Source organism: Citrobacter sp. Cpo071, assembly GCF_030332765.1.
Classification (GTDB): Bacteria; Pseudomonadota; Gammaproteobacteria; order Enterobacterales; family Enterobacteriaceae; genus Citrobacter; species Citrobacter portucalensis.
The window spans coordinates 669,409-692,457 of the sequence record NZ_JAOWHE010000085.1 but is presented as its reverse complement, the minus strand read 5'-3'; the positions used below and the strand labels follow the sequence as shown (position 1 = coordinate 692,457).

The window sequence follows — 23,049 nt, the reverse complement described above, 5'->3', positions numbered from 1 at the left end:
AATATTGCGAAATATTTGAATTTGTGTGATCCAGATCTACATAATATAGCTGATTGTATTAATCTTTATATGTGACAAATCTGAATGGGTATATTTACGTATGGGACTATTGTGCCGTCTATGGTTTAAATGGCGTTAGTCACGCAGGTATAATATATACATGCTGAGGAATATAGATAAGCATGCAATATTTTCGGGAGTTAATTAACTACCAATTATTTAACATTAAATTAAACAAAAATAAACATAAACCACAAGTGGAATGAACATTTATTATTCATTAATTTGATTACAGTGTAGCCGGGTTTTAGATTTGCGCGATAAAACCCGGATTTTTTTCAGGCGCGGCGTGTTGCCAACCAGCAAAGTAGCGAACCCGCACAAACCATCAATGCACCCTGCCAGAAAGATAGCGACAACGGGGCGCTGAGTAACACAGCAGCCAGAGCAGAGGATAGCACTGGGGTAAAATAGGAACCTACGGCCATGATGGTCACGTTGCCATGCAAAATGCCAATATTCCACGCCGCATAGGCAAATCCTAACGTTAATGCCGCTGAGAACATTTTAATAGTCACCGAAGTGCTGAAATTCATTTCTGGTTGCGGAGTCATAAAATAGTAAACCCACAAACTTGCAGCCGTTAGTAAAACGAATACGGTAATACCGTTAAAGCCTTTTGCGTATTTATTGGTCACCGTGCAATACGTTGCCCAGATAAATGCGCCAAGAAAGGCGAGGAAATAGCTCAGCGGGCTGCTGGCAACGTTGTTTATAATTTCACCAGGATTAAGGCCATTTTCGCCACCCAATACCCAACAAACCCCGGTCAATGCGATAATTAATCCTGGGATTACCAGCCAGGTTGTTTTTTGACCATTAAATAAAATAGCAAACAATATCGTCAGACTCGGCCAGAGATAATTAACCATACCGACTTCAATAGCCTGGTGACGAGTAGCCGCATAACCGAGAGCCAGCGCTAAACATATTTCATAGGTAACAAAAAGCACGCTACCCGCGATTAAATAACGCACAGGAATTTTTCTGATATTCGGAAAGCCGACGGTAAAAATCAGCAACAGGCCACTTAACGAAAAAATCATTGCTGCGCCACCTGCAGGACCCAGTCCTTCACTTACCCCACGCATTAGCCCGACCATCGTGCTCCAGAGCACGATGGCAATGAGCCCAATTAACGTCGCTTTATGTTTTGTCATTCTGATTGTCTGTCCATGGTGCTGGTAAAAATTTAAGCTGAAATTTATAGCACTTTTACACCGTAGCGCGCTAACTAATTACCTTTTATCTACCCCCTTATAGGTACAAAGGTTAAACAAAGTGCACTATTTAGTAGCGGAACCGTTTCGTTATTGATTTGACGCAAAAAAAATATGGATATAGCTGATAGTTTCGTCGCGAAGTTGTACATGTCATCTTTCAATTATGCCGCGCTGGCGCGATTTGAGAGATGTCCTGTACGAATCCCTGCAAAAAAGAGGAAAGCAATGGACGTCAGCCGCAGACAATTTTTTAAAATCTGCGCGGGCGGTATGGCGGGAACAACAGTAGCTGCTCTGGGTTTTGCACCCAAAATGGCACTGGCTCAGGCGCGAAACTATAAGCTTTTACGCGCCAAAGAGATCCGAAACACCTGCACATACTGTTCCGTAGGTTGCGGGCTATTAATGTATAGCCTGGGAGATGGAGCAAAAAACGCCAAAGAGTCGATTTACCATATTGAAGGGGATCCGGATCATCCGGTGAGCCGTGGGGCATTATGTCCTAAGGGCGCAGGATTACTGGATTACGTGCACAGTGAAAACCGTCTGCGTTACCCGGAATACCGTGCACCAGGTTCCGACAAATGGCAGCGTATCAGCTGGGATGAAGCATTCACCCGTATCGCGAAGCTGATGAAAACTGACCGTGACGCCAACTTTATTGAGAAGAATGAGCAGGGCGTAACGGTAAACCGCTGGCTTTCAACCGGGATGCTGTGTGCATCTGCGGCAAGTAATGAAACCGGCATGCTGACGCAAAAATTTGTGCGCTCACTCGGCATGCTGGCAGTAGACAACCAGGCGCGCGTCTGACACGGACCAACGGTAGCAAGTCTTGCTCCAACATTTGGTCGCGGTGCGATGACCAACCACTGGGTTGATATTAAAAACGCTAACGTCGTGATGGTGATGGGCGGTAACGCCGCTGAAGCACATCCGGTGGGATTCCGCTGGGCGATGGAAGCTAAAAACAACAATGATGCCACGCTGATTGTTGTTGACCCTCGTTTTACACGTACAGCTTCGGTGGCGGATATCTATGCGCCAATTCGTTCCGGCACGGACATTACGTTCCTGTCCGGAGTCTTGCTGTACCTGATTGAAAACAACAAAATTAACGCTGAATACGTTAAGCATTACACCAACGCCAGCCTGCTGGTGCGGGATGACTATGCTTTTGAAGACGGTCTGTTCAGCGGGTATGACGCGAAAAAACGCCAATACGATAAATCGTCCTGGAACTACCAGTTCGATGAAAACGGCTACGCGAAACGCGATGAAACGTTAAGCCATCCTCGCTGTGTCTGGAACCTGCTAAAACAGCACGTTTCCCGCTACACGCCGGATGTGGTGGAAAACATTTGTGGTACGCCGAAAGAAGACTTCCTGAAAGTCTGCGAAGTGCTGGCTTCCACCAGTGCAGCCGATCGCACCACCACGTTCCTGTACGCGCTGGGTTGGACTCAACATACCGTCGGGGCACAGAACATCCGCACCATGGCGATGATCCAGTTGCTGCTCGGCAACATGGGGATGGCAGGTGGCGGTGTCAACGCCTTGCGCGGCCACTCCAACATTCAAGGGTTAACCGACTTAGGTCTGCTCTCTACCAGCCTGCCGGGCTACCTGACGCTGCCGTCAGAGAAACAGACAGACCTGCAAACCTATCTGGCCGCAAACACGCCAAAAGCGACATTGGCCGATCAGGTTAACTACTGGGGCAACTATCCGAAGTTCTTCGTCAGCCTGATGAAATCTTTCTACGGCAATGCAGCGCAGAAAGAAAATGACTGGGGCTTTGAGTGGCTGCCGAAGTGGGATCAGTCCTACGACGTCATTAAATACTTCAACATGATGGATAGCGGGAAAGTCACCGGCTACATCTGTCAGGGCTTTAACCCTGTTGCGTCCTTCCCGGACAAAAACAAAGTGGTGCAGAGCCTCAGCAAACTGAAGTATCTGGTGGTTATCGATCCGCTGGTGACCGAAACCTCAACGTTCTGGCAGAACCACGGTGAATCAAACGACGTTGACCCGGCGTCGATTCAGACCGAAGTTTTCCGTTTGCCTTCTACCTGCTTTGCAGAAGAAGACGGTTCCATCGCCAACTCCGGCCGCTGGCTGCAGTGGCACTGGAAAGGTCAGGACGCACCGGGTGAAGCCCGCAACGACGGCGAAATCCTTGCCGGTATTTACCACCGTCTGCGTAACATGTATCGCACTGAAGGCGGTAAAGCTGTAGAACCCGTTCTGAAAATGAGCTGGAACTATAAGCAGCCGGACGAACCGCACTCCGAAGAAGTGGCGAAAGAGAACAACGGCTATGCGCTGGAAGATCTCTATGATGCCAACGGCGTGCTGGTTGCGAAGAAAGGTCAGTTGCTCAACAGCTTTGCGCTGCTGCGCGATGATGGTTCTACGTCATCATCCTGCTGGATTTATACCGGTAGCTGGACCGAGCAGGGCAACCAGATGGCCAATCGCGATAACGCTGACCCGTCAGGTCTCGGTAATACGCTGGGCTGGGCCTGGGCATGGCCGCTGAACCGTCGCGTGCTGTATAACCGCGCTTCGGCGGATCCGCAGGGTAAACCGTGGGATCCAAAACGCATGCTTATCCAGTGGAACGGTACGAAGTGGACAGGGAACGATATCCCGGACTTCAATACCGCAGCACCGGGCAGTGGCACCAATCCGTTTATCATGCAGCCGGAAGGGCTGGGGCGTCTGTTTGCTATCGATAAGATGGCGGAAGGTCCGTTCCCGGAACACTACGAGCCGATGGAAACGCCGCTGGGCACTAACCCGCTGCACCCGAATGTGATCTCCAACCCGGCAGCGCGTCTGTACGAGGCGGATAAACTTCGTATGGGCACGAAACAGGACTTCCCGTACGTCGGGACGACCTATCGTCTGACCGAACATTTCCATACCTGGACCAAGCACGCATTGTTGAATGCGATTGCCCAGCCAGAGCAGTTTGTGGAAATCAGCGAAACGCTGGCGGCAGCGAAGGGGATCAACAACGGCGATCACGTGAAAGTCAGCAGCAAACGTGGATTTATTCGCGCAGTTGCCGTGGTCACTCGTCGTCTGCGTACCCTGAACGTCAACGGTCAGCAGGTAGAAACGGTTGGGATCCCAATCCACTGGGGCTTTGAAGGAGTCGCGCGTAAAGGCTTTATCGCCAACACCCTGACGCCGAACGTCGGTGATGCAAACTCGCAAACGCCGGAATACAAAGCGTTTTTAGTTAACATCGAGAAGGCGTAAGGGAGGCGAACATATGTCTATGGAAACGCAGGACATCATCAAACGGTCCGCAACAAACTCCATCACGCCGCCGCCTCAGGCTCGTGATTACAAAGCAGAGGTCGCGAAGCTGATCGACGTTTCCACCTGCATAGGCTGTAAAGCCTGTCAGGTGGCATGCTCAGAGTGGAACGATATCCGCGATGAGGTAGGCCACTGCGTCGGGGTTTATGACAACCCCGCCGATCTCAGCGCCAAGTCCTGGACGGTGATGCGATTTACCGAAACCGAACAGAACGGCAAGCTGGAGTGGTTGATTCGTAAAGACGGCTGTATGCACTGTGAAGATCCGGGCTGCCTGAAGGCGTGCCCGTCTGCCGGGGCCATCATCCAGTACGCCAACGGGATTGTCGATTTCCAGTCAGAGCACTGCATTGGCTGCGGCTACTGTATTGCCGGGTGTCCATTTAATATTCCGCGCCTCAATAAAGAGGATAACCGCGTGTATAAATGTACGCTGTGTGTGGACCGTGTCAGCGTCGGGCAGGAACCTGCCTGCGTGAAAACGTGTCCGACCGGGGCAATACATTTCGGCACCAAGCAGGAAATGCTGGAAATGGGTGAACAGCGTGTGGCCAAACTGAAGGCACGCGGTTTTGAACATGCCGGTCTTTACAACCCGGAAGGTGTGGGCGGCACGCACGTCATGTACGTTCTGCATCATGCCAACCAGCCTGAACTGTATCACGGCCTGCCAAAAGACCCGCAGATAGATACCTCTATCAATCTGTGGAAAGGAGCGCTGAAGCCGCTGGCCGCTGCCGGATTTATCGCCACCTTCGCCGGACTGATTTACCACTACATTGGTATTGGTCCGAATAAGGAAGTGGACGACGACGAGGAGGATCATCATGAGTAAGTCGAAAATGATTGTGCGCACGAAATTTATCGACCGCGCCTGTCACTGGACGGTGGTGATCTGCTTCTTCCTGGTAGCGCTGTCGGGGATTTCATTTTTCTTCCCGACTCTGCAATGGCTGACGCAAACCTTCGGTACGCCGCAGATGGGACGCATTTTGCACCCGTTCTTCGGCATACTGATCTTCGTGGCGCTGATGTTCATGTTTGTACGCTTTGTGCACCACAACATCCCGGATAAGAAAGATATTCCGTGGCTGAAAAACATTGTGGAAGTACTGAAAGGCAATGAACACAAAGTGGCGGATGTGGGCAAATACAACGCTGGGCAGAAAATGATGTTCTGGTCGATTATGAGCATGATTTTCGTGCTGCTGATTACCGGTATCATTATCTGGCGTCCGTACTTCGCGCAGTTCTTCCCGATGCAGGTCGTGCGCTATAGCCTGCTGATCCATGCGGCGGCGGGGATTATCCTGATGCACGCCATCCTCATCCATATGTATATGGCATTCTGGGTGAAAGGATCGATTAAAGGCATGGTCGAAGGGAAAGTGAGCCGTCGCTGGGCGAAGAAACATCACCCACGTTGGTATCGCGAAGTTGAAAGACAAGAAGCGAAAAAAGAGAGCGAGGAGGGGGTTAACTAATCCCTGATGTTCCCTCTACGCAATGGCGCTACATCGGTAGCGCCATTTTTTTGCCAAAAAAACGTCATGTTTCTGTCATCTGCTGAACGTAAGGTGTTGTCTTTCCGATAATAGAAGAGTTAAAAGACAATGCATTTGGTGAAAAAATTACTCGCAGTCAGCGTGTTTCTTTGTACTTCAGCTCAGGCACAGAACATCCTCGAATTTCCTCAGCCGGAGAACAACCCGGAAGAGTTTTATGCCGTAACCGAAATTCCTGCAGGTGGAATGATTAAATATGAAACCGACGCCAAAACCGGTTTTATCGTTGCCGATCGCTTCCAGTCAATGCCGGTTGCCTATCCCGCCAACTACGGTTCACTCACCCAGTCTTTAGCCGGTGACGGTGACCCGCTGGACGTCATTTTTTATACCCGTGCGCCGCTTGCTCCGGGAACGTTGATTAAGCTGCGCGCTATTGGCGTACTGAAGATGATCGACGGCGGTGAAAAGGACAACAAAATTGTCGCCGTTCCGGCCAGTAAAATTGACCCCACTTATGACGACATCAAAGAGTTGAGCGATCTGCCCAAGATTGAAGTTCAACGTCTGGAATCTTTCTTCCGCGTGTACAAAGATCTGCCGGAAGGGCGCAAGAAGGTCGAATTAAACGGTTTCAATGACGCCGCTACGGCAAAGCAAGAGATCAAACAGGCCTGGGATGCCTGGAAAGAGAAAAAACCGCAGCAATAAATGGTATGCCGGATGACAAAAGTATATCCGGCATTTATATCACTGTACCGCCAGCTTACGCAGACGTGAAATATCCACGCTTTTTTGGGCCTCTGCCAGACTCCAGGTATTTTGCAGGTTTAACCACATTTCGGGTGAACTGCCAATCACTACGGAGAGTTTAATCGCCATCTCAGGCGTCAGAGCCGCTTTCCCGGTTAATAGTCGACTTGCCGTTGACGGTGCAATCTCCATAGCTCTGGCAAACTCGCGCAGGCTGACATTGAGTTCTTCCAGCGCTTCCTGAATGATATCCCCAGGACGGGGATGATTTGCCATCTTCATCAATGATAGTCCTCGTAATCCAGTATGTACGCGTCGCCATTGACGAATTCAAACGTAATACGCCAGTTACCTGAAACAGAAATTGCCCATATGCCGTCGCGTTCACCCACCAGAGGATGTAGCTTATAACCGGGCATATTGATATCTGTAACCTTGCTTGCCGCATCAATAACGGCAAGTCTGTGTCGTAATCGTCGGACATGTTTCGCCATAACGCCTGATGTTCGTCCATGAAGAAACAAATCGCGCAATCCCTTGTGCCTGAAGTTCATGATCATCCGTATCATCCTTGTTCCTTCAAGAGGAACACTACCATCAATGTTCCGTTAAACGCAACACCAAGATTGCGATATTTAAAATTGTGCGGCGAATGTGCAAAAAGAAAAAGGGAGAAGGGGAATAACTGGAAAGCGTCACGCAAGAATTGCCGGATGACTGGCCTACACGCGCATTTTGCTGATGTAGGCCGGATAAGCTTGCGCCATCCGGCAATAAAGGTTACTCCAGTTGTGCGTTCAGACGTTCAATCTCTTTACGCCATTGCGCCTGTAACAACGGTTTTTGATGTTTCGGCTTGCGGGCGAGATCGTCGGCCAGACGCTGCTCAAGATCGAGAAGTTGTTCCAGCAATCTATCGCTGTCACCGCTTATTTCAGTTTTCGCTTCGACCGCCGTTTTGGGAACGGTTATCTCCGCGGACGTTTCCCGAATACGCGCATTGACCGCATCCAGATCGTGCCATTCACTGAGTTCGCCATTGTCGATTAACCAGAACCGGTTGCAGCTTTGGCTGATAAGCTGCCGGTCGTGACTGACCAGCAACACGCCGCCGTTATAGCTTTGTAGCGTTTCTGCCAGCGCCTCTTTGCCTTCCATATCCAGATGGTTGGTTGGTTCATCGAGCATCAGCAGACTGTAGCGCGCAAGCGTCAGCCCAACAAATAGTAACCGGGAGCGCTCACCGCCGCTTAACGTGCTGACTCGCTGCGCATGACGAACCCACGGAAATCCCGCGCTAATCAACGCCATCTTGCGAATATCAGGCTGCGGGGCAAACGCTTCCAGCGCGTCAAACAATGAATCGTTATCGGCAAGCTGATGCAGCGTCTGGTCGTAATAACCCAGGGTAACGCGCGGGTGTAACACCAGTGAAGGTGATGCCAGCTGTGACTGAAACTGTTGCCAGATAAGCCTTAACAGCGATGATTTCCCGCAACCGTTACGCCCGACAATCGCCACGCGATCGCCGCTTTTTAACCGGATACCGGCAATGGAAAACAGTGTATCTGAACCGGGAGCAGGGGCTACAGACAGATTGGTCATCTCCAGCAAACGATCTGCACGCAGGGCATCACCCTGCAATGTTAGTGTCCACTGACTTCCTGACGTTAGTTCTGTTTGCACCTCTTTCAGGCGCTGTACCTGTTTTTCCATCTGCTTGGCCTTGCGGGAGAGATCTTCGTTGTCGTAGACCTGCCCCCAGGTTGCCAGCCGTTTGGCGCTGGCAGTCACCCGGTCTATCTCTTTTTGCTCAGCCTTGTGGCGCAGAGCATCACTGACATCTCTTTCTGCCAGAGCCTGACGCGCCGCGCTACAGGGTAGATCAAACGCATGGAGAGTGCGATCGCGCAAGATCCAGGTTCCATGAGTCACCGCGTCCAGCAGTTGCGGGTCGTGGGAGACCACCACAAAACTGCCAGACCAGTTCTGTAAGAACTGCTCAAGCCACAGTAATGTAGGCAAATCCAGGTGGTTACCCGGTTCATCCAGCAGCAGCAGGTCAGGATTACGCATCAGTGCCCGCGCTAATAGCAAGCGCGTGTGCTGGCCACCGCTCAATGTTTGCGCAGTCAGAGATAAATTCTCTGGCGTAAAACCCATTTCGGCAAGCAGTGCTTCAACCCGCCACTGCTGAGCTGCGCGTTCATGCTCGGGAAGTTGAGCGAGAACGGCTTCCTGCAGCTTAAGCGGCAGTATATCGTCAGGTAGATGTTGTTCTACACGCGCGAGATGGCAGTGATTCGCCTGCGCGATTGCCCCACTGGTGGGCGAGATCGTGCCATCGAGCAGTTTTAACAGTGTGCTTTTGCCGCAGCCGTTGTAACCGATAAGCCCGATGCGATCGCCTTTTTTCAGGGTAAAGGAAAGATCGTCGAATAGCGTGCCGAATGCCGTATCAACGTGTAAGGATTGTGCGGTTAGTAATGTGCTCATTGTTGCTTACTCAAGAGTTACAGGCGTGAAAACGCCTCGTCAAACATCGCTGACGATAACCCGGTAAGCCCGAGAGAAGGGGATTTAGAAGTTAGCTTCGCTCAAGCAGAAGTTATCGCAGCACGATACCGATAACGCTTGAGCACTGGCGATCGCCAAAAGCATGTGAAACGATAAAACGTTCACAGTACAGCATAAGTATCCTCCTTTTATTTTTCAGAATGTTAATCGGTGGTGAAAGTGTAATCGTAAGTTACGCAAAAGCGCAAGTGTTGAACGCCCGACAGCAGTGTGCCGCCGGGCAAACCGTCAAATAGAGGTACGACGGTAGTCGCGATATTCTGCCTGCCAGAAATTATCGTCAATTGCCTGTTGCAGCGCTTCGGCGGAGGTTTTCACTGCCACACCTTGCTGCTGAGCCATTTTACCGACGGCAAAGGCAATGGCGCGAGAAACGGTCTGAATATCTTTCAGTTCCGGTAGCACCAGACCTTCACCGTTGAGCACCAGCGGTGAATACTGCGCCAGCGTTTCACTCGCCGACATCAGCATTTCATCAGTGATGCGCGACGCGCCAGACGCAATCACACCCAGGCCGATACCCGGGAAGATATAGGCGTTGTTACACTGGGCGATTGGGTAAATTTTATCTTTCCACAGTACCGGTGCGAATGGACTACCGGTCGCAACCAGCGCGTTACCTTCGGTCCAGGCAATAATATCCTGTGGTGTAGCTTCAACACGGGAAGTGGGGTTAGACAACGGCATGACGATCGGACGCGGACAATGCTTGTGCATTTCGCGGATGATCTCTTCGGTAAACAGGCCGGTTTGTCCGGAAACGCCAATCAGGATATCCGGCTTAACGTTGCGGACCACATCGAGCAATGACAGCACATCTTCTTGGGTATCCCAATGCTGGAGATTTTCGCGTTTTTGCACCAGTTTGGTCTGGAAGGAGAGCAGGTTCGGCATTTTGTCTGTTAACAGGCCGAAGCGGTCGACCATGAATACACGTTGACGCGCCGCTTCTTCGCTTAAACCTTCACGCTGGATCTGCGCAATGATCTGCTCGGCGATCCCGCAACCGGCGGAACCTGCGCCGAGGAAGACGATGTTCTGTTCACTCAACTGGCTACCGGCCGCGCGGCTTGCCGCAATCAGCGTACCGACGGTAACCGCCGCGGTGCCCTGAATATCGTCGTTAAACGAGCAAATTTCATCACGATAACGGGTCAGCAGTGGCATAGCGTTTTTCTGGGCGAAATCTTCAAACTGCAACAGCACGTCCGGCCAGCGATGCTTCACGGCCTGGATGAATTCATCAACGAATTCGTAGTATTCATCATCAGTGATACGCGGATTGCGCCAGCCCATATACAGCGGATCGTTCAGCAGTTGCTGGTTGTTGGTCCCCACATCCAGTACCACCGGAAGAGTATAGGCCGGGCTAATTCCGCCACATGCGGTATACAGCGACAGTTTACCGATTGGAATACCCATCCCGCCGATCCCCTGATCGCCAAGACCTAAAATACGTTCGCCATCGGTGACAACGATGACCTTGATATTGTGGTTAGGGACGTTTTGCAGGATATCGTCCATATTGTGGCGGTTCTGATATGAGATAAACACGCCGCGCGCACGACGATAAATCTCAGAGAAACGCTCACAGGCCGCGCCGACCGTTGGGGTATAGATAACTGGCATCATCTCATCCAGGTGATTATGCACCAGTCGGTAAAACAGGGTTTCGTTGGTGTCCTGGATGTTGCGCAGGTAAATATGTTTGTCGATTTCGGTTTTGAATCCCTGATATTGGATCCAGGCGCGTTCAGCCTGTTCCTCAATCGTCTCGACCACTTCCGGCAGTAACCCCAGCAGGTTGAAGTTACGGCGTTCTTCCACACTGAAGGCGCTCCCTTTATTCAGTAAAGGGAATTCCAGCAGTACCGGGCCAGCGTAGGGGATGTAAAGGGAACGCAGTTTTTTGGTTTCGTTTTCCATGTCACTCACTCTTTTTTGAATAACCGTCCCTGGCGCTCTTTATGATCGTATGTGGCCTGTCCGCCAGGGAAACGGGCGAAGTATAAAGCATTGTGAATGGGTTAAGGGGTTTTATAAGCAAAAACACCACTGCGGTTGCAATGGTGTTTATCTCGTTACTCAGTCAGACGTGCGAAAGGCTACTTGCCGTCAGTGCGGCGCTTTCTTCCAGTAGGATTATTGACCACGTTGGTTTTGTCACCTTCGGTCACGATTTTACGTTGATTTGAGATTTTGTGGTCCAGTCCGAGAATATGACGGGCCTGACGGTTCGATTTCATTCTAACTCCTTAATCCTGTTACTGGTTTCAAGGGCGAGCCCGTATGAGAACGGACGAAATACAACCTGATATAAAGCCGATGTTCAACATAACGGCTTACTGGATGGTCGGTCATTTTATCTGAAAGGTCAATGCTTAAGCGGCAAATGAGAACTATCCCGTATGTAACATGCTTTTTCTCAGCCGTCCTATACTAGTAACTCCGACGACAACACAGGAGAGCGGTAATGACTATCCATAAGAAAGGTCAGGCACACTGGGAAGGCGACATTAAGCGCGGCAAAGGCACTGTGTCGACCGAAAGTGGCGTGTTGAATCAGCAACCGTATGGGTTTAATACACGATTTGAAGGTGTGAAAGGCACCAATCCTGAAGAATTGATTGGCGCGGCCCATGCAGCCTGCTTCTCGATGGCACTTTCGCTGATGCTGGGCGAAGCAGGGTTTACACCAGATGCCATTGATACCACTGCCGATGTTTCTCTGGATAAAGTAGATGCCGGGTTTGCGATCACTAAAGTCGCGTTGCATAGCCAGGTGAGCGTGCCGGGGATAGACGCCGCCACGTTTGACGGCATCATCCAGAAAGCAAAAGCCGGATGCCCGGTATCGCAGGTACTGAACGCGGAAATTACGCTGGATTATCAGCTGAAGTCTTAATCGTGGCGTGCCGGATGCGACTGCGTCTTATCCGGCCTACGACTGTGCCGGATGTAAGTCAGTCTTATCCGGCACCTGATGATGTTATTGCGCTACCCAACCGCCATCCATATTCCACGCCACGCCGCGCACCTGCGCCGCACCGTCTGAACACAGAAATAGTGCCAGCTCACCTAACTGTTCCGGCGTGACGAATTCACGCGACGGCTGCTTTTCCGATAGCAGGGCGTCACGCGCAGCCTCAGGCTCTGCGCCTTCGGCAATACGCTTATCGATCTGCTGCTGGACCAACGGTGTGAGCACCCAACCGGGACACAGCGCATTGCAGGTGACACCCGTCTGCGCGGTTTCCAGTGCGATGGTCTTGGTGAATCCCACCACGCCGTGCTTCGCCGCTACGTAGGCGGATTTCTCTTTTGAAGCCACCAGGCCGTGAACAGAAGCGATATTAATGATGCGCCCCCAGTTTCGCGCGCGCATACCAGGAAGTGCCAGACGCGTGGTGTGAAAAACGGAAGAGAGATTAATGGCGATAATCGCGTTCCATTTATCAACCGGGAAGGTTTCCACCGGGGATACATGCTGGATCCCCGCGTTGTTGACCAGAATATCAACACCGCCGAATTCGCTCTCGGCATAGCGCATCATGTCGGCAATTTGCGCTTCATTGCTCAGATCCGCACCATGATAACCTGGCGTTTTGCCATATTGGGCAACAGCGTCTTTGGCGGCATCCACATCACCAAACCCGTTGAGGATCAGGGTGGCGCCCGATTGCGCCAGCACCTGTGCGATACCTAATCCGATACCGCTGGTCGAGCCGGTAACCAGGGCGGTTTTTCCCGTTAAGTTCATGATGATTCTCCTTAAACAATTCCGGTGGTGTAGAACACGCCGATGACAAACAGTACGGCCAGACTTTTAATGACGGTAATAGCAAAAATTCCGCCATACGCCTGACGATGGCTGAGACCGGTGATAGCTAATAAGGTAATGACTGCGCCGTTATGCGGCAGGGTGTCCATACCGCCGCTGGCCATAGACGCCACGCGGTGAAAGACTTCAAGTGGGATATTGGCAGCGTGAGCGGCCGCGATAAAGGTGTCAGACATGGCGGCAAGGGCAATACTCATTCCTCCAGACGCCGAACCGGTGATCCCGGCGAGCGTAGTGATACTGATAGCTTCATTGAGCAGCGGGTCAGGAATAGCCGCCAGTGCTTTTGACAGTACAAGGAAACCTGGCAGGGCGGCGATCACTGCGCCAAAACCGTACTCTGACGCGGTGTTCATCGCCGCGAGGATCGCGCCGCCAACCGCCGTTCTGCTGCCTTCCGCCAGGCGACCTTTAATGTTGCGATAGCCGAAGAGCACCACCAACAGGATCCCAGAAATCAGCGCCGCTTCCACTGCCCAGATAGCAGTGATTTTACCGACTTCGGTGGTAATCGGTTTGGCGAGACCCGGAAGCTCCAGTTGATGCGTGGCGCCATACCATTGCGGGATCCAGCGGGTAAACAGCAGGTTAAATACCCCAACCAGGATCAGCGGAGAGATCGCGATGATCGGGTTCGGCAGATTAATGTTATCCGGCGTTTCCGGCTCGTTTAACAGTTCAGTCCCATAGCCTTCATTCTTTGCCTGCGCTTTACGACGCTGACGTTCGAGATAAACCAGACCAACAACGATGATAAATACGGAACCTATCAAACCCAGCCACGGCGCGGCCCAGGCGTTGGTACCGAAGAAACTGGTCGGAATAATGTTCTGGATCTGCGGTGTGCCTGGCAGGGCATCCATGGTGAAGGAGAAGGCACCCAGCGCAACGGTTGCCGGGATCAGCCGCTTCGGGATATTGCTCTGACGGAACAGTTCGGCCGCGAACGGATACACCGCAAACGCCACGACGAACAGCGATACGCCGCCGTAGGTCAACAGCGCACATACCAGCACAATAACCGGAATGGCATGGCGACGGCCGAGAATGTTGATAGCGGCGGCAACAATGGAACGTGAAAACCCAGATAACTCGATTAACTTGCCAAACACTGCCCCCAGCAAGAACACCGGGAAGTAAAGCTTCACAAAACCGACCATTTTTTCCATAAACAGGCCGGTGAAAGCAGGGCCGACGGCGCTGGGTTCGGTAAGCAATACAGCACCTAATGCCGCGATGGGGGCAAACAGGATAACGCTATATCCGCGATAGGCTGCCAGCATCAGCAGGCCCAACGCTGCCAGGGCGATTAATACACTCATCATGACTCCTCAATATCATTGTTATAGTGGGGTACAGAAAGAGAAGTTACGGTTTCAGGGCAAAGCGCAGTTGATGCTCCCTGCGTTGCTGGATGTATTCCTTGCGCGAATCATCCCAGCGATAAAATCCCTGGCCGCTGCGCAACCCGGTATCACCGTTGGCAACCTTGTCAGCGACCAGCGTCATCATGTCGCTGCCGGTTGCCAGTTCCGGGAGCAGATGCCGACAAATGTCCTGCACCGTAGAAAGTCCGGTCATATCAGCAGCCTCCAGCGGACCGACCATTGCATAGCGACGTCCGAGCGAGGCGCGCATCACCTGATCAACCACTTCTGCGCTGGCGATGCCGCTTTTAACGATATGTAGCGCTTCACGCAGCAGAGCAAACTGCAGTCGATTGCCAACAAACCCTGGAGCGGCGCGGTCGAGCACCACGGCCTCAAGTTGCATCGCGATCAGTTGTTGTTGCAATTCATGGAGATACTCTGGCTTCGTTGTGGTGCCAGGTACAATTTCGACCAGCGGAATAAAATGTGGCGGGTGCCAGAAATGGGCGATCAGCAACCGTTCGGGATGGGCGAGTTTTTCTGCCAGCGCATCCGGCGGCAGGCCGCTGGTATTACTGGCAATAACGGCCTCCGGCGCGATCAGCTCTTCCAGTTGCGCATACAGTGCGTGTTTGAGTTCGAGCCGCTCCGGGATCGCTTCAATCAGTAACCGGCATGCGGCAATATCCTGTAGCGAGGTTGTGCCGTGCAGGCGAGCCACGACCGTCGCTTTTTCACCAATTGCAAATTGATCGGTGACAATCAGCTCATCCAGGATACCGCCAGCAACTCCGCTTATTTCTGCAATTCGGCTGCTATCGGTATCGTATAACCAGACATCGTAACCAAAACGGGCGAAGTGGGTAGCAATGCCGACACCCATTAACCCCGCGCCCAGAATGCAGATAGGCTTACTTTGCATGAGCTACCCCCTGCGGACGTTCTACCGCCAGCGCCACCCCATGACCACCACCTACGCACAGCGTGGCCAATCCTTTGGCTGCGTTGCTACGCGCCATTTCATGCAGCAGCGTCACCAGAATTCGGCAACCTGATGTGCCTATCGGGTGTCCAAGCGCAATCGCACCGCCGTTCACGTTTACCCGGTTGCTGTCCCAGTTCAGGGATTCACCAACCGCCAGCGCTTGCGCGGCAAAGGCTTCGTTGGCTTCGATAAGATCCACGTCATTTAGCGTCCAGCCAGCACGCTTCAGGCACTGGAGTGACGCTTCTACCGGCCCAATGCCCATAATGGCGGGATCGACGCCAGAAACTGCGTAGCCCGCCACCTGGGCAAGCACTGGCAGATTGAGTTCCGCCGCTTTGGCGGCGCTCATCAACATCACCGCGGCGGCACCATCATTGATGGATGATGCATTTCCGGCGGTCACCGTGCCGTTACCCGGACGAAACGCCGGTTTAAGTTGCGCCAGCTTGTCGGCCTGAGTATCCGGGCGAGGTTGTTCGTCACGGTCCACCACACGTGGCGGCTTTTTGCCCTGTGGGACGCTGACCGGCGTGATTTCCGCGTTAAAACGACCCGCTTCAATGGCGGCGGCAGCTTTTTGCTGGGAGTGCAGGGCAAAAGCGTCCTGCTGCTCACGACTGATTACGAACTTATCCGCCAGATTTTCGGCAGTAATACCCATGTGATAGTCGTTGAACGCATCCCACAGGCCGTCATGCACCACGCTGTCTTTCATACTGGCATGACCCAACCGCAGACCGCCCCGCGCGCCGTCGAGATAATAGGGCGCATTGCTCATACTCTCCTGGCCCCCGGCAATCACGATTTGCGCATCGCCACAGCGAATCGCCTGTACCGCCTGATGCACCGCCTTCAGACCCGAACCACACACCAAGTTGATGGTTAACGCGGGAGTGGTGACCGGCAGTCCTGCCCGTAACGCCGTTTGTCTGGCCGGATTCTGACCGCAGCCCGCAGTCAGAACCTGACCTAAAATCACCTCATCAATTTGCTCAGGCGCCACAGCCGTTTTTTCCAGCAGCGAACGGATCACCACTGAACCAAGCTCAACCGCGGAAAGTGGTGCCAGCGCGCCATGAAAACTGCCAATCGGGGTGCGCGTCGCCGCGACAATGACAACATCCTGCATGGTCAGCTCCTCAGCTAAAGTGCATTTCGGGGACAGTTTCGGGAACGATCAGCTTGCCGGCGGTTCTGGCGACAATCTCATCCACGCTAATGCCCGGTGCGCGTTCACGCAGAATGAACGCACCGTCGGCAATTTCCAGCAGAGCCAGGTCGGTAAGCACACGTTTGATGCAGGCCACGCCGGTCAGCGGCAGGGTGCAGGCGGGAAGCAGTTTGGACTCACCGCTTTTGGAAGCATGGGTCATTACCACAATGATATTGTCAGCTCCGGCAACCAGGTCCATCGCGCCGCCCATGCCTTTCACCATTTTTCCGGGGATCATCCATGAGGCGATATTGCCGTTAACATCGACTTCAAACGCACCGAGCACCGTCAGATCAACGTGGCCGCCGCGGATCATGGCGAAGGATTGCGCCGAGTCGAAAATCGCCGCGCCTTTACGCGCCGTCACAGTCTGTTTCCCGGCGTTGATCATGTCGGCATCAATTTCGTCTTCTGTGGGAAACGGGCCCATACCCAGCAAACCGTTTTCTGATTGCAGCATCACATCCATGCCATCAGGGATGTAATTTGCCACCAGCGTGGGAATACCGATCCCAAGGTTGACGTAATAACCGTCGCGCAGCTCGCGGGCGACGCGCATCGCCATTTGTTCACGCGTTAACATGTCAGGCTCCTTTCTGGCGCAGGGTGCGTTGTTCAATACGTTTTTCAAACTGCCCCTGAATAATGCGGTTAACGAAAATTCCGGGAGTGTGAATCGCAGCAGGGTCCAGTTCTCCGGGAGGGACAATTTCTTCGACTTCCACGACGGTAATGCGCCCGGCGGCGGCCATCAGCGGATTAAAATTCTGTGCGGTGTGGCGATAGATGACGTTGCCGTACCAGTCGGCTTTCCAGCCTTTAACCAACGCAAAATCACCGGTTATCGCCTGCTCAAGGATGTAAGGGCGTCCGGCAAACTCGCGAACCTCTTTCCCTTCCGCCACGGGGGTTCCATATCCGGTCGCGGTAAAAAATGCCGGGATCCCCGCGCCGCCCGCGCGCAACTGCTCTGCCAGCGTACCCTGTGGCGTCAGGATGGCTTCCAGCTCGCCGCTAAGCACCTGTTTCTCAAACAGGGCGTTTTCCCCCACATAGGACGCGACCACTTTGCGCACCTGACGCGTTTCCAGCAGCACGCCAAGGCCAAAGCCATCCACGCCGCAGTTGTTTGATACAACGGTAAGTCCCTGAACCTCCCGACGGCGTACTTCGGTAATCAGGTTTTCAGGGATCCCACATAGACCAAAACCACCTGCCAGCAGCGTCATGTTGTCGGTCAGTCCTTCCAGCGCCTCTTGATAAGTGGCAACACGTTTATCCAGTCCAGCCATACACTTGCCTCCCCAGTTGTCCTTGCCGACATCATTGGGGGTGAAAAATGATTTGTTAATTTTAAATTTGTGACTCACTCATTGGGTTTTTTTATCAATTTAATGTTAATTAAAGGTATTCAACAAGTTAAAGGAATGCGAAATGGGAATGAGCATCAAACAGTTACGCGCATTTTTAGCGGTAGCTCACACTCTGAATTTTGCTCATGCCAGCGAAAGACTGAATATGTCGCAACCCGCGTTAAGCCTGGCGATTAAAGGACTGGAAGATTCGCTGGGCGGGGCGTTACTGTTAAGAACGACCCGCAAAGTGACCCTGACGCAGGAGGGAGAAACGCTGCTGAATATGGGGCGACAGCTGCTGGCGGACTGGGAGAATACGGAAGAAGCCATGCGCCAGCGCTTTACGCTGCAGCGCGGTAAAATATCGATCGCCGCCATGCCCTCATTTGCCGCTAACGTCCTGCCATCGGTACTGAAAACATTTCGTGATTCTTATTCCGGTATCAACGTAACGGTTCACGATGTAATTAATGAACACGTGATTGAAATGGTCAGTGAAGGGCGGGTCGAGATGGGCATAGCCTTCGAGCCGGACTATTCGGGACATCTGCATTTCACGCCGCTCGGCGTGGATCGTTTTATCGCGATTGTGCCGCCAACCTGTCGACTGGCAGACAGGGATCGTATTGCGTGGCGCGAACTGCTGACGCTGGATTTTATCACCCTGCAACGCCCGTCCGCCGTGCGGCTGATGCTGGAAGAACAACTGGTGCAAAGCGGACATACGCTGGAAGTAGCGCTGGAGAGCCATCAGCTGGTAACCGTTGGCCGTCTGGTGGCTAACGGTCTGGGCGGTAGCGCCGTACCCGCACTATGCCGCACGCAAATGACAGAGTTAGGCGCAACCTGTATCGATCTGGATACGCCGGTGATTCAGCGTCGGATCGGGGTTTTGCGTTCGGCGCATCATAAATTATCTACCGCTTCCGAGGTGCTGGTGGACTCACTGAAAAAGGCGTATCGCACCTGACTTTTCTCAACGGCTCAGGTCATGTAACCGCCCGCCAGCAGCGAACGTCACAGCCGGTATCACTCTTCAGCAATGCCTGTTTCTTCTCACAACCGTGGGTTGCCAATGGACATCTGTCACGGAAAAAGCAGCCCTGAGGCAACGTTCGGTTTCCCGGTAGCTCAGTCTTACGTAACACCAAATCTTCCGCCAGCGGTGCGCCCGTTTTAGGTACCGAGTCCAGTAATAATCGTGTGTACGGATGGGCGGGATGAGTGAGAACCTGTTGGGCATCACCCAGCTCAACAATTTGCCCGAGGTACATTACCGCCACACGGTCGCTCATATGGCGGACCACCGACACGTTATGCGATATCAATACGTAGGTCAGGTTTCTGCGCGCCTGTAGCGACACCAGCAGGTTGAGAATTTGCGCCTGCACGGAGATATCCAGCGCTGAAGTGGGCTCATCGAGGACGATAACATCCGGCTCTGACGATAGCGCCCGGGCAATAGCAATACGTTGGCGCTGTCCACCGGAAAACGCGTGCGGCAATCGGTCGAGATATTCAGGACGAATGCCTACCTGCCGTGCCAAATCCTCGGCAAGCATGCGTCGTTCACGCTCCGGGCTCCGTTTTTGGATCCACACCGGTTCGGTAATTATCCGCCACACCGGTAAGCGCGGGTCCAGTGATGAAAGAGGGTCCTGAAAGACCATTTGCATACCGTTATGCTGCTTATCACCACGGCGAGAATAGCTTCCCTGACTGGGTTTCAACATGCCCATCAACAGTTGCGCCAGCGTACTTTTTCCACAGCCGGATTCGCCAACAATCCCCAGCGTTTCACCCTGGCGAATCTGTAAATCCAGACCGTTGAGCGCATGCACCCGTTCCGTAACCTTGCCAAGCCAGTTTTTACGCGCAGGAAAGTTGACATGAACATCCTGCAGCGCCAGTAAAAAATCAGACATGTGTTGTCTCCAGTTGCGGATACCAGCAGGCAGATTGTTGATCTGCACCTCCCTGACTACTTAACGCCGGCGTTTCTTCACAACGAGGACCAGCGGCAAAGCAGCGGTCGCGAAACGCGCATCCGGCAGGTAAGCAGGTTAGGTTCGGCACGGTGCCGGGAATGGCGGGCAGCAATGTGCGCGGTTCGCCGTGTTCCGGCGCACATTTCAGCAAGCCGATGGAATAGGGGTGCGTCGGGCGTTGAATAACGGTTTGCGTCGGGCCACTCTCAATCACGCTCCCGGCATACATGACGTACAACCGGTCGCATAACTGTGAAACCACCGCCATATCATGGCTGATAAATAACACGGCTGTTCCACTGGCGCGCGCTTTTAACTTCAGCAAACGCAGCACCTGCAGTTGCACCGTGACGTCCAGAGCAGTGGTCGGTTCATCGGCAATGATAAGCTCCGGCTCGCACGAAAAGGCCAGCGCAATCATCACGCGTTGGCGCATACCGCCGGAAAGCTCAAACGGAAATCGTTTCATGACCTCCGGCGCGTCCGGGATTTGCATCTCTTCCAGTAGAGCGACGGCTTTCTGGCGGGCATCCGTGCGGCTTAACGCCTGATGATGGCGGATCACCTCCACCATTTGCTGGCCGATACGGCGGGTCGGATTCAGTGCCGTCATGGGCTCCTGAAAGATCATTGCGACACGTGCGCCGCGCCATTGGCGCATTTGTTTCTCACTGGCGTTGAGCACATCTTCACCCAGCAGCGAAACGTGTCCCTGGTGAATACGATAGCTCCCCTCCGGTAGCAGACGCATGGTGAGCATGGCGGTCACGGACTTACCGGAACCGGATTCACCCACCACACCAACGATTTCTCCGCGGTTGATGTGCAGTGATACATGGTTCAGCGCATGCACGTCAGCTTTATAGCCGGGGAAACTCAGATGCAAATCTTCGATTTCCAGTACGGGTTGTGTCATGACTGTTTTCCTCCGGCGTTCGGATCCAGCAGATCGCGAATACCATCGCCAAAGAGATTAAAGCCCACGGCGGTAATCAGAATGGCGGCGCCGGGAAAAGCACAATACCACCACTGATCAAGCACGTAATTGCGGCCAATTGCGACCATCGCCCCCCATTCAGCGCTGGGCTGCTGGGCGCCCAGACCGATAAACCCGAGCGTGGCGGCCATCAGGATCGCGCTGCCGATATCCAGTGATGCCTGCACAATGAGCGGCGGCAGAGAATTGCGTAAAATGTGCCAGCTAATCAGATGCCAGCGTGAAGCGCCGTAGGTCCGGGCAGCCTGTACAAAAGTAAACTGGCGTACCACTAACGTCTGACCACGGGCGAGGCGTACATAGAAAGGGATACGGACGATTGCAATCGCCAGCATGGCGTTAAACAGGCTGGGGCCCAGCGCGGCGGCTAACGCCATCGTCAACACCAGCGAAGGAATGGACAGCATAATGTCCATCATCCGCATAATTATCGCGTCGGCACGCCCACCCATGACACCCGACAAGCAACCCAGCAGTGAGCCCAATCCCCCGGCGATACCCACTACCACCAGACCCGCAACGACAGATTGCTGACTTCCTACCAGAACGCGGCTGAACAGATCGCGACCGACTTCATCGGTTCCAAACCAGTGAGCGGCTGACGGGGGCAGCAGGCGCGCACTCAAATTGATGGCATTCGGATCGTGGGGTGTTATCCACGGCGACAGCACCATCAGCAGCAGTATCAATACGATGATGACCCCGCCAACCAGCGTCAGCGGGCTACTTTTCATCATCCAGAACAGTTTGGCCCAGTCCGTGCGGCGACGTGCTGTCTGAGGGGGGGTCGGTGTTTCTTGTGTGAGCATCATTCAGCACCTCCACGTCCAATTCGAGGGTCTACCCACAGATAAAGTAAATCCACCACCAGGTTGACCAGCACATAGGCGAACGAGACCACCACTGCAAAGCCCATTACCGCCGGGAAGTCGAGAGCCTGAATTGAGGTCACCACCCAGGCGCCCATGCCAGGCCAGGCAAAGACCGTTTCGGTCAATACCGCACCGTAGAGCAGATCGCCCAGCGCCAGGCCGAGGACGGTGATTGATGGGATAAGCGCATTCGGCAACGCGTAACACAACACGATGTACCAGCCCGGCAGCCCGCTGGCGCGGGCGGTACGTATGTAATCTTCACTCAGTTGCTCCAGCATGGCGGAACGAATCTGACGGGCAACGATCCCAAGATGTACAAAAGCCAATGTCAGCGATGGCAAAATCAGGTGCTGAAGCGCATTGAAAAAGACTTCGCCGTTGCCTTCCAGCAGAGCATCAATCAGGTAGAAACCGGTGACGTGAGCTGGTGGATCCAGCCAGTCGTCTAAACGCCCACCGCCGGGTAAAATTTGCAGATGACCGTAAAACAGCACGATAACCCCCAGCCCCAGCCAGAATGCAGGCGTGGAGATACCGGTAATTGCCATTAGCCGAACAAGGTGATCAAGCCAGCGGTTACGCCAGACCGCAGACAAAATACCCAGCGGGATACCTATCACCAACGCCAGCAACAAAGAGCAGAAAGCCAATTCAAGGGTCGCGGGGAAGAAAATGCGCAGCTCATCCAGGACCGGACGCCCGGTGCGAATGGATATGCCTAAATCGCCGTGAAAAATATCGCTGACATAGCGGAAAAACTGGATATATAGCGGCTGATTCAGCCCCAGCTGTTGGCGAATATTTTCGACAATTTCATCGCTGGCACGGTCACCCGCCAGCAGCCGCGCGGGGTCGCCAGGTATCAGGTGTGAAATAATAAAGGTGATTACGCAAACACCGATAACCACCAGAATAAGTCCCCAGCATCGCTGGCGTAAAATACTCCAGAACGTCATTAGCTTCCCCTT

Annotated in this window: 21 protein-coding genes and 1 pseudogene; 6 read left to right on the top strand and 16 right to left on the bottom strand. The window is 53.2% G+C overall.

The window, feature by feature from the left end; translation table 11 throughout:
* Positions 1–338: 338 nt before the first annotated feature.
* The gene (gene yddG / locus OGY09_RS20465) at positions 339–1,220 is read right to left on the bottom strand and encodes an aromatic amino acid efflux DMT transporter YddG (protein WP_008784800.1); all 882 of its coding nucleotides are present in this window, start codon (positions 1,218–1,220) and stop codon (positions 339–341) included.
* A 288-nt stretch (positions 1,221–1,508) separates the two neighbouring features.
* Between yddG and fdnG the strand changes: the two genes are divergently transcribed.
* The 4 genes and pseudogenes from fdnG to OGY09_RS20445 all read left to right on the top strand — a co-directional run.
* Entirely contained in the window at positions 1,509–4,556 is a 3,048-nt protein-coding gene (gene fdnG, locus OGY09_RS20460; RefSeq protein WP_122973786.1) for a formate dehydrogenase-N subunit alpha, read from the top strand.
* Between the two features lie 13 nt (positions 4,557–4,569).
* On the top strand, positions 4,570–5,454 hold the full coding sequence (gene fdnH / locus OGY09_RS20455; RefSeq protein WP_003833024.1) for a formate dehydrogenase N subunit beta: 885 nt from the start codon (positions 4,570–4,572) through the stop codon (positions 5,452–5,454).
* Positions 5,447–6,103, top strand: coding sequence for a formate dehydrogenase-N subunit gamma (gene fdnI / locus OGY09_RS20450; RefSeq protein ID WP_003020054.1), 657 nt, complete (start codon positions 5,447–5,449; stop codon positions 6,101–6,103). The genes fdnH and fdnI overlap by 8 nt, the downstream gene beginning before the upstream one ends.
* A gap of 129 nt (positions 6,104–6,232) precedes the next feature.
* Positions 6,233–6,833 (top strand): annotated as a pseudogene (locus OGY09_RS20445) (inorganic diphosphatase); the annotation flags it as partial.
* Positions 6,834–6,874: 41 nt separating this feature from the next.
* Here the strand turns inward: OGY09_RS20445 and OGY09_RS20440 are convergent.
* From OGY09_RS20440 to sra, 5 genes are all read right to left on the bottom strand, one after another.
* Positions 6,875–7,159, bottom strand: a complete 285-nt coding sequence (locus OGY09_RS20440; protein WP_003833018.1) for a HigA family addiction module antitoxin — start codon at positions 7,157–7,159, stop codon at positions 6,875–6,877.
* Positions 7,159–7,437: a type II toxin-antitoxin system RelE/ParE family toxin gene (locus OGY09_RS20435; protein ID WP_003833016.1), complete on the bottom strand. Its 279-nt coding sequence runs from the start codon at positions 7,435–7,437 to the stop codon at positions 7,159–7,161. The genes OGY09_RS20440 and OGY09_RS20435 overlap by 1 nt, the downstream gene beginning before the upstream one ends.
* Before the next feature lie 220 nt (positions 7,438–7,657).
* Positions 7,658–9,373 (bottom strand): ABC-F family ATP-binding cassette domain-containing protein, encoded by a 1,716-nt coding sequence (locus tag OGY09_RS20430; protein WP_032943475.1) that lies wholly within the window; start codon positions 9,371–9,373, stop codon positions 7,658–7,660.
* Positions 9,374–9,682: 309 nt separating this feature from the next.
* Positions 9,683–11,380 (bottom strand): malate dehydrogenase, encoded by a 1,698-nt coding sequence (gene maeA / locus OGY09_RS20425; RefSeq protein ID WP_003833011.1) that lies wholly within the window; start codon positions 11,378–11,380, stop codon positions 9,683–9,685.
* A 179-nt stretch (positions 11,381–11,559) separates the two neighbouring features.
* The gene (gene sra, locus OGY09_RS20420) at positions 11,560–11,700 is read right to left on the bottom strand and encodes a stationary-phase-induced ribosome-associated protein (RefSeq protein ID WP_003833009.1); all 141 of its coding nucleotides are present in this window, start codon (positions 11,698–11,700) and stop codon (positions 11,560–11,562) included.
* Positions 11,701–11,927: 227 nt separating this feature from the next.
* Between sra and OGY09_RS20415 the strand changes: the two genes are divergently transcribed.
* The gene (locus OGY09_RS20415) at positions 11,928–12,359 is read left to right on the top strand and encodes an OsmC family protein (protein WP_005126807.1); all 432 of its coding nucleotides are present in this window, start codon (positions 11,928–11,930) and stop codon (positions 12,357–12,359) included.
* 84 nt (positions 12,360–12,443) lie between these two features.
* Here the strand turns inward: OGY09_RS20415 and OGY09_RS20410 are convergent, their stop codons facing one another.
* The 6 genes from OGY09_RS20410 to OGY09_RS20385 are packed head-to-tail and all read right to left on the bottom strand — an operon-like array spanning position 12,444 to position 18,158.
* Positions 12,444–13,214, bottom strand: a complete 771-nt coding sequence (locus tag OGY09_RS20410) for a 3-hydroxybutyrate dehydrogenase (protein WP_032943474.1) — start codon at positions 13,212–13,214, stop codon at positions 12,444–12,446.
* 11 nt (positions 13,215–13,225) lie between these two features.
* A complete protein-coding gene (locus OGY09_RS20405) occupies positions 13,226–14,620 on the bottom strand; it encodes a GntP family permease (RefSeq protein ID WP_196776256.1) in 1,395 nt (464 codons plus the stop codon).
* A 43-nt stretch (positions 14,621–14,663) separates the two neighbouring features.
* Positions 14,664–15,587, bottom strand: coding sequence for a 3-hydroxyacyl-CoA dehydrogenase family protein (locus OGY09_RS20400; protein ID WP_032943473.1), 924 nt, complete (start codon positions 15,585–15,587; stop codon positions 14,664–14,666).
* Complete coding sequence (locus OGY09_RS20395; protein ID WP_032943471.1) at positions 15,577–16,782, bottom strand: acetyl-CoA C-acetyltransferase; 1,206 nt, start codon at positions 16,780–16,782, stop codon at positions 15,577–15,579. Before OGY09_RS20395 ends, OGY09_RS20400 begins: the two co-directional genes overlap by 11 nt.
* Before the next feature lie 10 nt (positions 16,783–16,792).
* Positions 16,793–17,449 (bottom strand): CoA transferase subunit B, encoded by a 657-nt coding sequence (locus OGY09_RS20390; RefSeq protein WP_032943469.1) that lies wholly within the window; start codon positions 17,447–17,449, stop codon positions 16,793–16,795.
* Position 17,450: 1 nt separating this feature from the next.
* Positions 17,451–18,158, bottom strand: coding sequence for a CoA transferase subunit A (locus OGY09_RS20385; RefSeq protein WP_003020020.1), 708 nt, complete (start codon positions 18,156–18,158; stop codon positions 17,451–17,453).
* A gap of 142 nt (positions 18,159–18,300) precedes the next feature.
* Here OGY09_RS20385 and OGY09_RS20380 point away from each other — a divergent pair, with 142 nt between their 5' ends.
* Entirely contained in the window at positions 18,301–19,191 is an 891-nt protein-coding gene (locus OGY09_RS20380) for a LysR family transcriptional regulator (protein ID WP_003020016.1), read from the top strand.
* A 19-nt stretch (positions 19,192–19,210) separates the two neighbouring features.
* On the opposite strand, the gene OGY09_RS20375 is transcribed toward OGY09_RS20380, so the two are convergent.
* The 4 genes from OGY09_RS20375 to OGY09_RS20360 are packed head-to-tail and all read right to left on the bottom strand — an operon-like array spanning position 19,211 to position 23,037.
* Positions 19,211–20,146, bottom strand: a complete 936-nt coding sequence (locus OGY09_RS20375; RefSeq protein WP_032943466.1) for an ABC transporter ATP-binding protein — start codon at positions 20,144–20,146, stop codon at positions 19,211–19,213.
* Positions 20,139–21,125: an ABC transporter ATP-binding protein gene (locus OGY09_RS20370; RefSeq protein WP_032943464.1), complete on the bottom strand. Its 987-nt coding sequence runs from the start codon at positions 21,123–21,125 to the stop codon at positions 20,139–20,141. Before OGY09_RS20370 ends, OGY09_RS20375 begins: the two co-directional genes overlap by 8 nt.
* Positions 21,122–22,018, bottom strand: a complete 897-nt coding sequence (gene ddpC / locus OGY09_RS20365; RefSeq protein ID WP_275399007.1) for a D,D-dipeptide ABC transporter permease — start codon at positions 22,016–22,018, stop codon at positions 21,122–21,124. The genes OGY09_RS20370 and ddpC overlap by 4 nt, the downstream gene beginning before the upstream one ends.
* A complete protein-coding gene (locus OGY09_RS20360) occupies positions 22,015–23,037 on the bottom strand; it encodes an ABC transporter permease (RefSeq protein WP_032943461.1) in 1,023 nt (340 codons plus the stop codon). Before OGY09_RS20360 ends, ddpC begins: the two co-directional genes overlap by 4 nt.
* Between the last annotated feature and the right edge of the window lie 12 nt (positions 23,038–23,049).

Bases quoted from the DNA above. Each gene is read 5' to 3' on its own strand.
- OGY09_RS20375 (WP_032943466.1), bottom strand. From the start codon at position 20,146: ATGTCTGATTTTTTACTGGCGCTGCAGGATGTTCATGTCAACTTTCCT.
- maeA (WP_003833011.1), bottom strand. From the start codon at position 11,380: ATGGAAAACGAAACCAAAAAACTGCGTTCCCTTTACATCCCCTACGCT.
- sra (WP_003833009.1), bottom strand. From the start codon at position 11,700: ATGAAATCGAACCGTCAGGCCCGTCATATTCTCGGACTGGACCACAAA.
- OGY09_RS20390 (WP_032943469.1), bottom strand. From the start codon at position 17,449: ATGTTAACGCGTGAACAAATGGCGATGCGCGTCGCCCGCGAGCTGCGC.
- OGY09_RS20380 (WP_003020016.1), top strand. From the start codon at position 18,301: ATGGGAATGAGCATCAAACAGTTACGCGCATTTTTAGCGGTAGCTCAC.
- ddpC (WP_275399007.1), bottom strand. From the start codon at position 22,018: ATGATGCTCACACAAGAAACACCGACCCCCCCTCAGACAGCACGTCGC.
- OGY09_RS20405 (WP_196776256.1), bottom strand. From the start codon at position 14,620: ATGATGAGTGTATTAATCGCCCTGGCAGCGTTGGGCCTGCTGATGCTG.
- OGY09_RS20415 (WP_005126807.1), top strand. From the start codon at position 11,928: ATGACTATCCATAAGAAAGGTCAGGCACACTGGGAAGGCGACATTAAG.
- OGY09_RS20410 (WP_032943474.1), bottom strand. From the start codon at position 13,214: ATGAACTTAACGGGAAAAACCGCCCTGGTTACCGGCTCGACCAGCGGT.
- OGY09_RS20385 (WP_003020020.1), bottom strand. From the start codon at position 18,158: ATGGCTGGACTGGATAAACGTGTTGCCACTTATCAAGAGGCGCTGGAA.
- OGY09_RS20430 (WP_032943475.1), bottom strand. From the start codon at position 9,373: ATGAGCACATTACTAACCGCACAATCCTTACACGTTGATACGGCATTC.
- fdnH (WP_003833024.1), top strand. From the start codon at position 4,570: ATGTCTATGGAAACGCAGGACATCATCAAACGGTCCGCAACAAACTCC.
- fdnI (WP_003020054.1), top strand. From the start codon at position 5,447: ATGAGTAAGTCGAAAATGATTGTGCGCACGAAATTTATCGACCGCGCC.
- OGY09_RS20370 (WP_032943464.1), bottom strand. From the start codon at position 21,125: ATGACACAACCCGTACTGGAAATCGAAGATTTGCATCTGAGTTTCCCC.
- OGY09_RS20395 (WP_032943471.1), bottom strand. From the start codon at position 16,782: ATGCAGGATGTTGTCATTGTCGCGGCGACGCGCACCCCGATTGGCAGT.
- OGY09_RS20360 (WP_032943461.1), bottom strand. From the start codon at position 23,037: ATGACGTTCTGGAGTATTTTACGCCAGCGATGCTGGGGACTTATTCTG.
- OGY09_RS20400 (WP_032943473.1), bottom strand. From the start codon at position 15,587: ATGCAAAGTAAGCCTATCTGCATTCTGGGCGCGGGGTTAATGGGTGTC.
- OGY09_RS20440 (WP_003833018.1), bottom strand. From the start codon at position 7,159: ATGAAGATGGCAAATCATCCCCGTCCTGGGGATATCATTCAGGAAGCG.
- yddG (WP_008784800.1), bottom strand. From the start codon at position 1,220: ATGACAAAACATAAAGCGACGTTAATTGGGCTCATTGCCATCGTGCTC.
- OGY09_RS20435 (WP_003833016.1), bottom strand. From the start codon at position 7,437: ATGATCATGAACTTCAGGCACAAGGGATTGCGCGATTTGTTTCTTCAT.